This is a genomic window from Micromonospora taraxaci (assembly GCF_007830095.1).
Lineage (GTDB): Bacteria > Actinomycetota > Actinomycetes > Mycobacteriales > Micromonosporaceae > Micromonospora > Micromonospora taraxaci.
In genome coordinates, this window is sequence record NZ_VIWZ01000001.1 from 3,150,904 (window position 1) to 3,166,809 (window position 15,906).

The window sequence follows — 15,906 nt, forward strand, 5'->3', positions numbered from 1 at the left end:
GGACCGCGACCGGATCGTCAGATCGGCACCGACGCCGGAGCGTCGGCCGGCGACACCACCTGGGGTACGACCGGCAACATCACCACCGCGGCGAGGCCGTGCCCGGAGCCGTCCGGCCGCGGCAGGCCGTCCTCCAGGCGCAGCGTGCCCCCGGCCGCCCCGATCAGGTCGGCGCAGATCGCCAACCCGAGGCCGGTGCCGGACACGTTCTGATGTCGCGGCGACCGCCAGAAGCGTCGTAGCGCCTGGGCCCGCTCGGACACGTCGATGCCCTGACCGTCGTCGCGGACGACGACCGTGACCACGGCGCCGACGCGATCCCCGACGCCGACGTGACCGGGGACGACCTGTGCGGACACCTCCACGACCCGTGCGTCGGACAGCCGCAGCGCGTTGCTGATCAGCTCGTCCAGGATGCTGCCCAGGCCGCCCGGCGGCTCCAGCAACCGCAACCCCGGCGGTACGTCGACAGTCAGCGTCTGTCCGGCTGTGGCCGTCAGCGCCCGCCACCTGTCGACCCGCGTCGCCAGCACCTCGTCGAGGTCCACCGGCGACGCGGTCCGCATGCTCTCCATCCGCGCGCTGGCCTGCAACGAGTTCAGCATCCGCTGCATCGCCTTCAGTTCGTCGACGGCGACGTCGTACACCTGCTGGCCGTCACCCTCCGGTCGCAGGTGCGGCGCGAGGCTCTCCACCGCGAGCCGGAGGCTGGTCAACGGATTGCGTAACTGGTGCGACGCGTCGGACACGAACGCGCGCTGTCGCTGCGCGGCGTTCTCGACGGCGTCCATCATGGTGTTGAACGACTGCGCCAGCCGCCGCAGCTCGATCGGCCCGGCCTCGGCGTCGGCGCGGATCGTCAGGTCGCCTTCGGAGATCCGTGAGGTCGCCGCGTCCAGTTTGCGTACCGGCCGCAGGACCCACGCCGACACCGGCCAGGCGACGGCCGCCAGCGCGATCAACGGCAGCAGCCCGAGCCCGGCCAGCCAGGCCCAGCGCACGAGGATGAGCTCGCGCGTCCTGGACAGGTCGGAGATGGTCACGACGGCGCCGATAACCTCGCTGTCCCGGCCCACCGGCTCCGCCACGACGAGGGCGGAGTCGTCCCACGGAGCCCATTCCCAGGACGGCTCGGACCGGGCACCGGCCAGTGCCGCGGTGACGATCCGGGGCAACGCCGGCTCGGTGCGTGCCGCCGCCTTGTAGGCGTCGAGGGGCCCGAGGAGCACAGTGCCCGACGTGTCGATCAGCGCGACGGGGATGCCGTAGAGATCGTGGTACCGCGTCAGTTCCTGTTGCAACGCCTCGGTGCGGCCGGTGGACAGCGCCGTCTCGGCCAACGACGCGAACCGGCCGACGTCGTTGAGCCGGTTGACGTAGGTCTCCTGCATCTCCCGTTCGGCCACGGTGACGCTGAGCGGCACCCCGAGCGCCGCGACGAGAAGCACCGCGAGGGGGACCAGGACGACCAGCAGGCGGCGGTGCACGGCGCGTCAGCCGATCAACTCCGGCTGGTCGGCGAGGAGCCGATAGCCGACGCCGTGGACCGTGCGGATGACCACTCCCGGCCCGAGCTTGTGCCGCAGTGCCGCGATGTGGGTGTCCAGGGTACGGCTCGACGACTCCCAGGTCGCACCCCAGATCTGGTCGAGGATGACGTCGCGACTGACCACGTTGGGCGCACGCCGCGCCAGGAGCAGGAGCAACTCGAACTCCTTGCGGGTCAGCGGCACGGGGGCGCCGTCGACGGTGACCTCGCGGGTGCCGACGCAGATCCGCACCGGCCCGAGGACGAGCGGCGCGTCCGGCCGACCGTGCGCCCGGGCGGCCCGGGTGCGTCGCAGCACGGCATCGATGCGGGCCAGCAACTCCGGGATGCCGAACGGCTTGACGATGTAGTCGTCGGCGCCGGCGCGCAGGCCACGGACCCGCTCGTGCTCCTCCGACCGTGCGGTCACCGCGATGACGGCGGTCTGCGGGTGGTCACGCAACCTGCGGATCACGTCGAGCCCGTCGCCGTCGGGAAGACCAAGGTCGACGAGGACCACGTCGGACGGCGCGGCGCGCACCGCCTCCGCGGCGGTGGCGACCCGGTGGACCTCGAAGCCCGCCTGGGTCAGCACGGTCACCAGACCCCGCGCCACGCGGTCGTCATCCTCGATGACGGTTATCCGCATACCAGCGGATTCTACGGCCCGGACCGGTGCTCGTGCGGTCCGCGAGTTCTTGGGATTTCTCTGACACCATCCGTGCCCCGACCAGCAGAGACTGGGGTCCTCGCATCCACCGAGGAATGTCCATGCGCTGATGGGGAGGGCCGCCGTATGGGAACGACCAGCAGGTACCGGGCCGCCGGACGGATGACCGCCGCGATCAGCGTCGTCGCGCTCGTGGCGGCCTGCTCCGGTAACGGAGGCGCCGCCGGCGGAGGCGACGCCGCAGGTTACCCGGACCAGAACATCACCATCGTCGTACCGTTCAGCGCCGGCGGGCCGACGGACACGGTCACCCGCATGATCGCCGAGCCGATGGCCGCGAAGCTCGGCGGCAAGATCGTCGTCCAGAACGTCGAGGGTGCCGGCGGCACTGTCGGCGCCGGCGACGTCGCGCGGGCCAGGCCGGACGGTTACACAGTGCTCATGCACCACATCGGCATGTCGACAGCGCCCGCCCTGTACAAGAGCCTGGGCTACAAGCCTCTGGAGGACTTCGAGACGGTCGGTCTCGTCACCGAGGTGCCGATGACGATCGTCGCCCGTAAGGACTTCGCGCCCGCGACGCTTCCTGACCTCGTCGCCCACGTGAAGGCGAACGCCAGCAAGGTCACGCTGGCCAACGCGGGTATCGGGGCCGCCTCCCACCTGTGCGGCCTGCTGTTCCAGAACGCCACGGGCGTGAAGCTCCAGGAGGTCCCGTACCAGGGCACCGGTCCCGCGCTGACCGACCTCGTCGGCGGTCAGGTCGACTTCATGTGCGACCAGACGACAAACACCAGCGGTCAGATCGCCGCGGGGAAGGTGAAGGCGTACGCGGTCACCACACCCGAGCGGGTGAAGAGCCTTCCCGACCTGCCCACCACCACCGAGGTCGGGTTGCCGCAGCTGAAGGTCAGCGTGTGGCACGGTCTCTACGTTCCGGCCGACACGCCGCCGGAGATCGTCCAGAAGCTGTCCGAGGCGCTCAAGGTGGCGCTGGCCGACCAGGCGGTCATCGACCAGATGGCCAAGCTCGGCACCGCGCCGGTCCCGGCCCAGGACGCGACACCGGACGCGCACCGGGCGAAGCTCGACGAGCAGCTGGGCACCTGGGCGAAGATCATTGCCGACGCCGGGGTCAAGGTGTCCTGAGGTGCAGCGCCATCGGTCGTTCCCGGACGTCCTCGCCGGGGGCATGTTCGTCCTGATCGGTGGCGCATTCGTGGTGGGGGCGCTCGGCTACGAGCTGGGCACCCCGACACGGATGGGCCCGGGTGCCTTCCCGTTGCTGGTGGGCGCGGCAGTGGTCGCGCTGGGCCTGGCGATCGTCGGCAAGGGCCTCGTCGCCGGTGAGGTGATCTCGTTCGGACCGGTCCCGTGGCGGGCCGTCGCCGTCATCGTGCTCGCGGTCCTGTTCTTCGGATTCACCATCCGGCGCCTCGGATTCGTCCCGACGACGGCGGTGACCGCCCTGCTCACCACGCTGGCCAGCACACGAGTGCGGCTGCTCACGGCGGTGGCCGTGGCCGCCGGGTTGACAGTGGCCAGCACGCTCATCTTCGTCGTCGGACTCCAGCTGCGGATCCCCCTGTGGGGCCCGTGGTTGGTGTTCTGACGCGGCATCTGGATTGAGGCATGGAACTCCTCGACAACCTCGCGCTGGGCTTCTCGACGGCCCTCCTGGTCCAGAACGTCCTCTACTGCTTCGTGGGAGTGCTGCTCGGCACCGCGGTGGGCGTCCTGCCCGGCATCGGGCCGACCGCGACGGTCGCGATGCTGCTGCCGATCACCTTCAGCTTCGAGCCGGTGACGGCGCTGATCATGCTGGCCGGCATCTACTACGGCGCACAGTACGGCGGTTCGACGACCGCCATCCTGATCAACCTGCCCGGTGAGTCGTCTGCGGCGGTCACCGCGCTGGACGGGCACGAGATGGCCCGCCAGGGCCGGGCCGGGCCGGCCCTCGCGGCCGCGGCGATCGGGTCCTTCGTCGCGGGTACGGTCGCCACGGTGGCGCTCGCCGCCGCTGCTCCACCGCTGGCCAGCGTCGCCTTGAAGTTCGGCCCGGCCGACTACTTCTCGCTCGTGCTGTTCGGCCTGATCGTGTCGATCGCCCTGGCCCGGGGCACGGCCCTCAAGGCCCTGGCGATGATCGCGCTCGGCGTGCTGCTCGGCACTGTCGGCCAGGACATCTACACCGGGACGCCCCGGTTCGTCTTCGAGCAGCGGGGGTTGTACGGCGGCATCGACTTCGTGTCGGTCGCCGTGGGCCTGTTCGGGGTGGCCGAGATCCTGCGCAACCTGGAGAACGAGCAGACCCGTACGGCGATCGTCAACCGGGTGACCAACCTCTGGCCGACCCGCGAGGACCGACGTCGGATCGTCGCCCCGATCGCGCGGGGCACCGGTCTCGGCGCCGCGCTCGGTGTCCTGCCCGGCGGGGGCCACGTGCTCGCCTCGTTCACCTCGTACGCCGTCGAGAAGCGGATCTCGAAGCGTCCTCAGGAGTTCGGGCACGGTGCGATCGAGGGGGTCGCCGGCCCCGAGTCGGCGAACAACGCCGCCGCGCAGACGTCGTTCATCCCACTGCTCACCCTGGGTCTGCCCGCCCACCCGGTCATGGCACTGATGATCGGCGCGTTCATCGTGCACGGCATCACCCCCGGCCCGAACGTCATCAACGACGAACCGGCGCTGTTCTGGGGCCTGATCGCGTCCATGTGGATCGGCAACGTGATCCTGCTGCTGCTGAACCTGCCGCTGATCGGCCTGTGGGTGCGCATGCTGCGCATCCCGTACCAGGTGCTGTTCCCGATGATCATCCTGTTCGCCGCGATCGGCACCTACTCGCTGAACTTCAACGCGTACGACGTCTACGCGATCGCGTTCTTCGGGGTCCTGGGCTACCTGCTGATCAAGTGCGGTTGCGAGCCGGCGCCGCTGCTGCTCGGCTTCGTCCTCGGCCCGTTGCTCGAGGAGAACCTGCGACGCGCGCTCATCATCTCCCGTGGCGACCCGTCGGTCTTCGTGACCCGACCAATCTCGGCGGTGCTCCTGGCCCTGGCCGTTGCCGCGCTCGTCGTCACCGTCCTCCCGGCGATCCGCCGGCGCCGTGCGGTCGTGTTCGCCGAGGAGGAGTAGAGCTTTCCCGCCCCACGGCGGCCGGTCGGTGATGTGCCTCAATTCGGACCGCGTGACGGTCGGGTCAACGAAGATTGTCCCGTGACGAGCGACAACCCGCGCCGGGTGATGATCACCCGGACCGCCTGGGAGGGGCGGCTCAACGCTCCGCTGCGCGCGTTCCTGCGCACCGAGACCGGCGGCGCGCGGGTGGTAGTGGTCGCTGCGGTGGTGGCCCTCGTGTGGGCGAACCTGCACTCGTCGTCGTACGAGTCGGTCTGGAGCACCACCTTCTCGGTCCGGCTCGGCGACTGGCCGGTGTCGCACGACCTGCGAACCTGGGTCAACAGCGGGTTGATGACGTTTTTCTTCCTGGTCGCGGGGTTGGAGTTGCGTCGCGAGTTCGACATCGGCGAGCTGCGGGAGCGGCGGCGACTGGCGTTGCCGATGCTGGCCGGGTTCGGTGGCATGCTCCTGCCGATCGGCATCTATCTCGCGATCAACGCGGGGCAGACCACCGCCGCCGGCTGGGGCGCGGTGATGGCCACCGACACGGCGCTCGCGCTCGGCGCGCTCGCGGTCTTCGGGCCCCGCTTCTCGGACCGGCTGCGGAGTTTCCTGCTGACCGTCGCCGTCGTCGACGACCTGGTCGCGATCGCGGTGCTGGCCATCGCGTACCCGGATCACCCCTCGCCCACGGCGTTGCTCGTCGCGGCGGTGATCTTCGGTGTCGTGCTGCTCGTCCGGGCGTGGGGCGTGCGGTTCGGGCCGGTCTACGCGCTGTTGGGGGTGGCGGCCTGGGTCGCGGTCTCGGAGTCCGGTGTCGACCCGGTAGTGGTGGGCCTGGTGATGGGGCTGCTGACCTACGCGTACGCCCCCGGGCGGGACGAGCTGCAGCGCGCGAGCGACCAGTTCCGCCTCTTCCGGGAACAGCCCACCCCGCAGCTCGCCCGGATGGCCCATGCCGGTCTCACCTCGGCGCTGTCGCCGAACGAGCGGCTGCAGACCCTCTACCACCCGTGGGCGAGTTACGTGGTCGTGCCGCTGTTCGCCCTGGCGAACGTCGGGATCGTCCTCGACGGCGAGCTGCTGTCCAGGGCCGTGACCTCGCCGGTGACGCTCGGCGTCGTGGCGGCGTACATCGTCGGCAAGCCGGCCGGGATCGTGGCCACCTCGTGGCTGGTGGCCCGGCTGAGCGGGAACCGGTTCCGGCCACCCGTCGGCTGGGTGGCCGTGGCGGGCGTCGGCACAGTCTCCGGTATCGGGTTCACCGTCGCCCTCCTGATCGCCACCCACGCGCTGCACGGCCCGGCGCTGGACGAGGCGAAGTTCGGCATCCTGGTCGCGACGGTCGGTGCGTCCGCCGTGACCTGGCTGGTGTTCCGTGCTGTCGCCCGCCTCTCGCCGTCGCGACGTGCGCGCGCCCTGCTCGGCGTCACCGAGGCCATCGTCGACCTGAAGCTTGCTGTCGAGTCGGGGCGCGACCACATGCGTGGAGCGCTCGACGCGCCGGTGACGGTTGTGGAGTACGGCGACTTCGAGTGCCCCTACTGCGGGCAGGCTGAGCCGGTGGTGCGGGAGATGCTGGCCGACTTCGCCAACGTCCGCTACGTCTGGCGACACCTGCCGCTCACCGACGTCCATCCGCACGCCCAACTCGCCGCCGAGGCCGCCGAGGCCGCGGGGGAGCAGGGCGCGTTCTGGGAGATGCACGACCTGCTCCTCACCCACCAGGACGCGCTCAACCCCACCGACCTGCTGGGTTACGCCGAGCGGCTCGGCCTGGATCTCGACATGTTCCGGGAGCACATGGTCAAGCGGATGGGCGTGGACCGGGTGGCCGAGGACGTCGAATCCGCCGACCTCAGCGGCGTCACCGGCACCCCGACCTTCTTCATCAACGGCCGGCGCCACCACGGCGCGTACGACATCGTCGCGCTCTCGGCAGCGGTGAAGGGGGCGTTCGCCGCCGCGAAGCTCCGCCCCGAGTACCACCGTCGGGAACACGAGCACCGCGAGGGCCCGCCGACGAGCTGACCACGATCGATACGGCCGTTGGGTCGACGGCGTCCGCGTCTTCGGCGGCGTGGACCCCGGACACCGACGGGCTCTACGATCGCCGGCATGCGGACCGATCCCCTCGTCGTGGCCCCCGCCCTCGACGTGGAATCGCTCCCAGTCACGCCCGACGCCGCAGACGTCTACCGCGATCTTCTGCGGGTGGCGCCCGTGGCGCAGCGGGACTTCCTGTCCGCCGCGTCGCCGCAGGCCGCTCGGGTGCTCGCAGGGTTGCTGAGCAGCGGGGCGGTGCACCGGGACACCGCCGGCGTGCTGCACGTCCGACCGCCGCGTACCGCCCTGGAGAACTGGGCCGCGCAGCGGGAGATGGAGGCCACCCGTGCTCGCGCTGCCGCGGAGACGCTGTCCGGGCTCTACACAGCGGTGCACGGCACCGGCGCCGCGTTCGTCGAGGTCATCGAGGGAAAGGGCGCCGTCCGCGAGCTGTTTCGCCAGTTGCAGGCCGGTGCCCGCACCGAGGTGCGGGGCCTGGAACGCGGGCCGTACCTGCGCGACACCGCCCGGGTCCCGGAGGAGGTGCAGTACGACGCGCTGCGGCGCGGTCTGCGCTACCGCTGCGTCTACGAGGGCGAGCTGTTGCACGACGAGGCGATGCTCGCGGCGGTGCGCTCCGCGGTCGCTGCCGGCGAGCAGGCGCGGGTCTTCCCCGAGCTTCCCCTGAAGATGATGCTCGTCGACGCCGACCGTGGCCTCGTCATCCTGCCGCGCGCCGGCGGTGACGACGCCGACGCGATGCTGGTGCACCGCTCCCGCCTGCTGGACGGGCTGTCCGAGCTGTTCGAGGTGTTCTGGCGGCTCGGCGCGCCGATCCACGCCACCGCCGACACCGCCCAACCGGACGCCGAGCCGACCGCCGCCACGCAGCGGCTGCTCGCGCTGCTCACCGCGGGCCTGACCGACGACGCCATTGCCCGTGACCTCGGCATCAGCAACCGCACTGTGCACCGCCGGGTCAGTCGCCTGCAGGAGTTGCTCGGCGCGCGCAGCAGGTTCCAACTCGGCGTACAGGCCACTCGCCGCGGCTGGCTGTGACTGGCCGGATTCCGCCATGGCCGGTCTTCGTCATCGCCGGACCGTGGCGGCGAAACACTCCTGAGCCAGGGTGAAGGCCATTCGATCATCCGCTCCATGAGAGGACGGGACGATGCCCCTTCCCACGACCGGGTCGCGCCACCCACGCCGCGTGCGCCGGCCGGCCGCCCTGCTCGCTGTGACCCTGGTCGCGGCGGCTCTGACCAGCGGTGCGGCCGGGACCCCGGCCGCCGCGGCCAAGGCCACCGAGCCGGACACGGCCGCCCTGGCGGCATCCCTCGCCAGCCAGCGGCTCTCCTGGGAGCCGTGCGGGTTGGCCGACGTCAGCCCCGAGGACGAGACGCGGCTGCGGCTGACCTGCGCGACCATCACCGTGCCGCGCGACTGGCACAACCCGGGCGACGGCAGGACGATCCAGGTCCGGATCAGCCGCACCGTCGCCTCCGGCAGCGACCGCAAGGGCATCCTGCTGGTCAACCCGGGTGGACCCGGTGGCAGTGGTCTGTCGTTGGCGCCGTACGTGGCGCGGTCCGCGCCCGCCCTCGCCGAGCACTACGACGTGATCGGTTTCGACCCGCGCGGCGTCGGGCAGAGCACCCCGCTGCTCTGCACCGTCACCTACCGCGACACCGACAACACCAACGACCTGATCACCCAGGCCAACGTGGCCGGCTGCCGCAGCACCGAGCTGACGAAGTTCATCACCACCGAGCAGACCACCTACGACATGGACTTCATCCGGGTGCTGCTCGGGGAGCAGAAGCTCAACTACCTCGGCTACTCGTACGGCACCTGGTTGGGCACCTGGTACGCGGCGACGTTCGGAAGCCGGACCAACCGGATGGTGCTCGACTCGGTGGCCGCGGTCGGCTCACCCACCCTGCAGGAGACCTGGGACCTGCAACCGTTCACCCGGGACCGGGCGTTCCAGGAGCAGTTGCTGCCGTACATGGCCCGCCACGACGACCTGTACGGCCGGGGCACCGACCCGATGAAGATCCGTGAGATGTTCGAGCGGGCCGGCGGCACCCGCGTCGGCATGGGGCCGTTCATGTTCGGCTGGTTCATCCTCGGCGCTCTCTACGACACCCAGAACTACCCGACGGCCGCGGCGGCGGTGAACACGGTGATCCAGTACTACGAGGAGTGGAACGGCTGGACGCCGGAGCGGATTCTCAGTGCCGCGACGGCCAAGATGCTCACGGCACCGGGGGTCACCGCCGACGACCGGGCGTACATCGAGCAGTCCCGGGTCGGCGCCGAGGCGGCCCTGAAGACTCAGCGTGACCGGGCACTGCTGGCCCAGGGCACGGACGAGTACACGTACGACATCGACTACGTCTTCGAGGTGATCCGCTGTCAGGACGGGCAGTGGAACGACAGCATCGCGCACTGGAACGCGTTCAGCCGGCGCCTCACCCGGGACGCGCCGCTTGTCGCCCCGTACCTGCAGAACCCGCCGGCCTGCGCGTACTGGCCGACGAGCAACCGGATGCCGAAGTTCGACCGCAAGACGTTCCCCCGGGTGCTGATGCTGCAGGACGAGCTCGACGTGGCCACGGCGTACGAGGGCGCGCTGGCGGCGTCGAAGAAGCTTCCCGGTGCATCGATGATCAGCGTCGACAACGAGGGCAGCCACGGTGTCTTCCCGTACTACACGTCGTGCGTGGACGACCCGGTGTACGCCTACCTGCTGGACGGGCGCCTTCCCTCCGAGACGTACACCGGTTGCCAGGCGGTGCCGTTGCCGGGCGAGACGGCGGTGTTCGAGGTGGGTGGCAAGTTGACCGGCAAGGGGACGGTGCGGACCCAGCTGATCAGCGACGACATGAGGGCGGCGAACCGCATGCTCAAGCGGATGCTGCGCACCGAGCCGGGGCCCTCGTACCCGGAGTGACGGCCGTCGGGTGCGGGCGGCGACCGGTCGCCCGCACCCCCTTCACACTCTGAAGTGGAACAGTCGCGGGCCGTTTTCTGGCATCACGATCGACTCGGACTCTTGACTCTGGCGAAACATGCGGCCACGATCTGACAACGTTGTCAGAGACCCTCGTCTGACAACGTTGTCACGTCTGGAGGCACAATGTCCGAGCAATCGCCCCTGTCGCGGCGTACCTTCCTCTCCGCCGGAGCCACGCTGCTGGCGTCGGTCGGGGTGGCCGCGGTCCTACCGGACGCCGTCGCAGCCGCCGCTCCGGCGACGCCGCCTGCCGCCCCGCAGGCCACCGACCTCGCCCGGTACCGTCCGGTCGCGGTCTCCTCGACCGACTACGCGCCGACGCCCGCGACCTTCGCGGTGGACGGCCTGCCGCAGGTCGGCGTCCGGGGGAGTGGGTGGCGGGCGGCCGGTAACGCCGATCCACAGTGGATTTCCGTGGACCTGCAGGCGCTCTGCCGGGTCGAGGCGGTCACCCTGGTCTTCGAGGCCACGCTCGCCGACGGGCCGTTCGACGGCAACTACACCGAAACCGACGGCGACGAGATCCTCTCCAGCGCCGCCACGTCGTACCGGATCGAGGTCTCCACCGACGGCCGCACCTGGAAGTCGGTGTACGAGACCACCGAGGGCCAGGGCGGCGTACAGGCCATCAAGCTGCCGGAGCCGGTCACCGCCCGGTGGATCCGGATGACGGCCACGAAGCGTTCGAACAGCAACCCGCTGGGCCTCAACGGTTTCCAGGTCTACGGCGTGCCCCTGGCGGGACGGCCGAAGGTGGAGGGCTGGACCAGCTGGGAGGACGGCAACACCGGCCCGGCTCCCGCGCTCACGGTCGCCGCCGACGGCACGGTGCCGCTGGAGTCCGGCTGGTCGTTGACGATGGACGACTTCGCGGGCACCGCCGACGGCGCCGAACTCTCCCGAGCGGGCGTCGACGTCCGGTCCTGGCTGCCGGCGACCGTGCCCGGCACCGTGCTGGGCACCCTGGTCGAGCAGGGGCACCTGCCCGACCCGGTGTCCGGCTTCAACAACATGCGCATCCCGGAGGCGTTGTCCCGGCACACCTGGTGGTACCGGCGCGCCCTGCGGTTGCCCCGCGAGCTGGACACGTCGGCCGGTCGGCGGATCTGGCTCGAGTTCGACGGCATCAACCACGAGGCGACCGCCTGGGTCAACGGCGTGCAGGTCGGCAGCGTCAAGCACCCGTTCGCGCGGGCGGCCTTCGACATCACCGACGCCCTCGCCGGTCACCGCGGCGAGCACGTCCTCGCCGTCCGGGTCACTCCGATGCCGCACCAGGGCACCCCCGGTGACAAGGGTGCCGACGGCCGTACCTTCCTCCAGTCGGCCCACCACTACCTCGACGCGCCGACCTACCTCGCGGTGTCCGGATGGGACTGGATGCCCGCCGTCCGCGACCGGGTCACCGGCCTCTGGGACCACGTCCGGCTGCGCAGCACCGGTGCCGTGGTCGTCGGCGACCCGCACGTGCAGACCACGCTGCCGGACCTGCCGGACACCAGCGTCGCCGAGGTCACCATCCGGGTGCCGGTCCGCAACGCGACGGCCACCGCCACCACTGTCACCGTCCGCGCCGAGTTCGACAAGGTACGCGTCGAGTCCACCGTCACCGTCCCCGCCAACGGAAGCACCACTGTCACCTTCGCACCGGAGCGCCACCCCGCGTTGCGCCTGCGCAAGCCCCGGCTGTGGTGGCCCAACGGCTACGGCGACCCCCACCTGTACGACCTCACGCTCACCGCCACCGTCAAGCGCACCGTCAGCGACCGGCGTGAGCTGCGCTTCGGTGTCCGACAGTTCGCCTACGACTGGCACCAGCCGATCGTGATCTCGCCGCCGGGCAAGCCCGCCCTGGAGTTCGTCGACGGGGCGGCCACGCAGACCGTCACGTTCGACCGGCAGCACGCCCGGCACGTACGCATCCAGGCCGGCCAGCGTGCGACCGGCTGGGGCATCTCGATGTACACGCTGTCGGTGGCCGACGGCACCGGTCCGGACCTCGCCCTGCGCCGCGACGCGACCGCCTCGTCGGCGGAGAACGACACCAACGTGGCCGCCAAGGCCGTCGACGGCGACGCGGCGACCCGCTGGGCCTCGAAGGCCGAGGACGACCAGTGGATCCAGGTCGACCTCGGCGCGGCCGTCGACTTCGACCGGGTCACCATCGTCTGGGAGCAGGCGTACGCGCTGGACTACCGCGTCCAGGTCTCCGCCGACGGCGGCGCCTGGACCGACGTGACGTCGGTCAGCAACGACACCCCGCTGGGCAGCCGCGCCAACCAGGTCGAGACGTTCGCCAGCCAGACCGCCCGGCACCTGCGCATCCAGACCGGTGCGCGGGTGACCTCGTGGGGCGTGTCCATGTGGACGCTCTCAGTGCAGCGGCAGGCCGAGCCGGACGTGGACCTGGCCCTGGGCAAGGTCGCCAGCGCGTCGTCGTCGGACGGCGACTCCAACGGCCCGGACCGAGCCGTCGACGGCAACCCACGGACCCGCTGGTCGTCGACGTTCGAGGACAACCAGTACATCCAGGTCGACCTGGGCGCACCGATCACCTTCGACCAGGTCACCATCGTCTGGGAGCAGGCGTACGCCCGCGACTTCGTCATCCAGGTCTCGAACGACGGGCAGTCGTGGACCGACGTGAAGTCGGTCAGCAACAAGATCACCGAGCTGAAGATCAGTGTCAACGGCGTGCCGGTGTTCGCCCGGGGCGGCAACTGGGGCTGGGACGAGCTGTTGCGTCGGGTGCTGCCCGACCGGCTGGCCGACACCGTCGAGATGCACCGCGACATGAACTTCACGATGATCCGCAACTGGCTCGGCAGCAGCAACCGCGAGGAGCTGTACCAGGCCTGCGACGAGCAGGGCATCCTGGTCTGGAACGACTTCTGGCAGGCCGGCGGGTTCCTGCCCAACCCGCCCGGCTACGTGGACATCGCCGCCGACACGATCCGGCGGTTCCGTCACCACCCCAGCATCGTGGTGTGGTGCGGCGCCAACGAGGGTGACCCGCCGCCGATCGTCGACGCCGGCCTCAAGCAGGCCGTCAGCACCGAGCACCCGGAGATCCTCTACATCCCCAACTCCGCCAGCGGCATCGTGAGCGGACGCGGGCCGTACCACTGGGTCGACCCGAACACCTACACCGACGTGACGATGTACGAGGCCGACTCCTTCGGCTTCCACACCGAGATCGGCATGCCGGTCGTGTCGGTGGCGGAGAGCATGCGCAACCTCGTCGGCGATGCGAAGGAGTGGCCGATCAGCGAGGTGTGGAACTACCACGACTGGTCGACCATCGGTAACCAGCGCGTCGGCACGTACCAGGCGGCCATCGACGCGCGGCTCGGCGAGTCCGACTCGCTCGACGAGTTCGCCACCCGGGCGCAGTTCGTCAACTACGAGAGCCACCGCGCCATGTTCGAGGCGTGGAACGCCAACCTGTGGCAGGACGCCACAGGCCTGCTGCTGTGGATGTCGCACCCGGCGTGGCACAGCACGGTCTGGCAGACCTACGACTACGACCTCGACGTGAACGGCGCCTACTACGGGGCCCGCAAGGGCTGCGAGCCGCTGCACGTGCAGGCCGACCCGGGCACCTGGCAGGTCCGGGTGGTCAACCACACCGCGGCGGCGGTCACCGGCGTGACGGTCACCGCCCGGCGGTACGACCTGAGCGGCCGGTCGTTGGGTACGCCGCAGCGGCAGCGGGTGGACGTGGCGCGTTCGGCCACGACGGCGGTCTTCCCGCTCGCCGCGCCGAACGGTGGCGGGCTGCACCTGGTCCGCTTGGAGCTGCGCGACAGCCGTGACCGGCTGCTCACGGAGAACACCTACTGGCGCTACGACAAGGCCGAGCAGATGCGGGCGCTCAACGACCTGCCGAGCACCCGCCTGTCGACGTCGTCGGGCACCGTACGTGTCGTGGACGGCCGGAACACCGTCACCACGACGGTCCGCAACCAGGGCCGTACCGTCGCCGCGTTGGTGCGGCTCGCCGTGCGCGACCAGCGTGGCGAGAGGGTTCTGCCGGCCCGCTTCGACGACAACTACTTCTGGCTCCTGCCGGGGGAGACCCGCGAGGTGCGGGTCTCCTGGCCCGCGCGGCCGGGCCTGCCCCGCCAGGCGCGGGTGACGGCGCAGGCGTACAACTCGGCGGTCAGCTAGGAACTCGCGGTGGGAGGCGACGCCCCGATCGTCGCCTCCCATCGCGTCGCGCCGGTTCGGCCACCTGATGAGGGTGTTTGGGTCGTTACCGCACCTCGGCCCGCTACCGACACCCATGCTGTACGGGTGACACGGTCCGGTTCCCCGTCCGGCGCGGTACGGGTCGCGTTCGCGTTCTGGATCACGCTCGTGGGCACCACAGTGCCGACCCCGCTCTATCCGCTCTACGAGATGGAGTTCGGGTTCTCGTCGTTGACCGTGACGGTGGTCTACGCGTTGTACGCGTTGGGCGTCGTCGTCGGGCTGCTGGTCTTCGGTCGGCTCTCCGACCAGATCGGCCGCCGTCCGGTCATCCTCATCGCGCTGGGCCTGTCCGTCGCCGCCGACGCCGTCTTCCTGTTCGCCGTGGACCTGGCGATGATCGTCGTGGGCCGGATCATCGCCGGTCTCTCCGCCGCGCTGATCATCGGCGCGGCGACCGCCGCGCTGGCGGAGCTGATCGACCGTCGGCATCCGAAACGCGCCGCCACCGTATCGATCTTCGCGAACCTCGGTGGGCTCGCGACCGGCACCCTGCTGTCCGGGATCGTGTCGGACGTGGCCCCGGATCCGCTCCGGCTGCCCTGGGTGATCGTGCTGGTCCTGGCCGTCGTCGCGATCATCGCGTTGCGCGGTGTGCCGGAGACGGTGCAGGATCGGTCACCGGTGACCCTCCGGGTGCAACGGTTGTCGGTGCCGGCGGCCATCCGGGGCGACTTCGTCCGCTCGGCGATCACCGCCGGGGCGGGCTTCGCGGCTCTCGGGGTGCTCACGTCGGTGACCGGGTTGTTCCTCGGCATGGTCCTGCACGAGAGGTCGCACACCCTGGCGGCGCTCGTGGTCTTCGTGGCCTTCGCCGGTGCCGCGTTCGGTCAGTTGCTGACCCGCGTTCTCTCCTCGCGCGCCGCACTCGCCTACGCCTGCGTCGGTCTGGTCGTGGGGGCCGGCCTGCTCGCGTTCAGCATGTGGATGGCCCTGCTGGCGACGCTCTTCGTCAGCGCGGCGGTCATCGGGGTCGCGTCCGGGGTGGCGGTCGGCGACGGCGTCGCGACGATCACGATGAAGACGCCGCCGCAGCATCAGGCCGAGGCGGTGTCGACCTTCTTCGCGATCCTGTTCGCGATGCTCGGCGTGCCCGCCGTCGGGGTCGGCCTGCTGATCCAGACGATCGGGCTGCAGCCCGCCGGCGAGATCTTCAGCGCGGTGGTGGCGGTGCTCGCGTTGGTCGTCCTGCTCAGCCTCGTGCGGGGCGGCCGGGCCCGGCCGGCGACCTGACCGACGTCGGCGCGCCGGGGGTTTGGCCGGCCCGGA

At 70.7% G+C, this 15,906-nt stretch carries 10 protein-coding genes; 8 read left to right on the forward strand and 2 right to left on the reverse strand.

Annotation, left to right across the window (positions count from 1 at the left end; all coding sequences use genetic code 11):
• Positions 1 to 17 precede the first annotated feature (17 nt).
• On the reverse strand, positions 18 to 1,487 hold the full coding sequence (locus FHU34_RS14475; RefSeq protein WP_145780676.1) for a sensor histidine kinase: 1,470 nt from the start codon (positions 1,485 to 1,487) through the stop codon (positions 18 to 20).
• Between the two features lie 6 nt (positions 1,488 to 1,493).
• Entirely contained in the window at positions 1,494 to 2,177 is a 684-nt protein-coding gene (locus FHU34_RS14480; protein WP_145780678.1) for a response regulator transcription factor, read from the reverse strand.
• A 147-nt stretch (positions 2,178 to 2,324) separates the two neighbouring features.
• Here FHU34_RS14480 and FHU34_RS14485 point away from each other — a divergent pair, with 147 nt between their 5' ends.
• The 8 genes from FHU34_RS14485 (at position 2,325) to FHU34_RS14520 (ending at position 15,870) form a co-directional block, all read left to right on the forward strand.
• Positions 2,325 to 3,347: a tripartite tricarboxylate transporter substrate-binding protein gene (locus tag FHU34_RS14485; protein ID WP_208745001.1), complete on the forward strand. Its 1,023-nt coding sequence runs from the start codon at positions 2,325 to 2,327 to the stop codon at positions 3,345 to 3,347.
• 1 nt (position 3,348) lies between these two features.
• A complete protein-coding gene (locus tag FHU34_RS14490) occupies positions 3,349 to 3,810 on the forward strand; it encodes a tripartite tricarboxylate transporter TctB family protein (RefSeq protein ID WP_208745002.1) in 462 nt (153 codons plus the stop codon).
• A 20-nt stretch (positions 3,811 to 3,830) separates the two neighbouring features.
• Entirely contained in the window at positions 3,831 to 5,336 is a 1,506-nt protein-coding gene (locus tag FHU34_RS14495) for a tripartite tricarboxylate transporter permease (protein ID WP_145780679.1), read from the forward strand.
• Between the two features lie 81 nt (positions 5,337 to 5,417).
• The gene (gene nhaA, locus FHU34_RS14500) at positions 5,418 to 7,352 is read left to right on the forward strand and encodes a Na+/H+ antiporter NhaA (RefSeq protein WP_425280526.1); all 1,935 of its coding nucleotides are present in this window, start codon (positions 5,418 to 5,420) and stop codon (positions 7,350 to 7,352) included.
• A gap of 87 nt (positions 7,353 to 7,439) precedes the next feature.
• Complete coding sequence (locus FHU34_RS14505; protein ID WP_145780681.1) at positions 7,440 to 8,426, forward strand: helix-turn-helix transcriptional regulator; 987 nt, start codon at positions 7,440 to 7,442, stop codon at positions 8,424 to 8,426.
• A gap of 112 nt (positions 8,427 to 8,538) precedes the next feature.
• Positions 8,539 to 10,323: an alpha/beta hydrolase gene (locus FHU34_RS14510; RefSeq protein WP_145780683.1), complete on the forward strand. Its 1,785-nt coding sequence runs from the start codon at positions 8,539 to 8,541 to the stop codon at positions 10,321 to 10,323.
• A gap of 186 nt (positions 10,324 to 10,509) precedes the next feature.
• Positions 10,510 to 14,556 carry a discoidin domain-containing protein gene (locus FHU34_RS14515; protein ID WP_145780685.1) on the forward strand — a complete coding sequence of 1,349 codons (4,047 nt, stop codon included), beginning with the start codon at positions 10,510 to 10,512 and terminating at the stop codon, positions 14,554 to 14,556.
• Between the two features lie 126 nt (positions 14,557 to 14,682).
• Entirely contained in the window at positions 14,683 to 15,870 is a 1,188-nt protein-coding gene (locus FHU34_RS14520; RefSeq protein WP_145780687.1) for an MFS transporter, read from the forward strand.
• Positions 15,871 to 15,906: the final 36 nt, after the last annotated feature.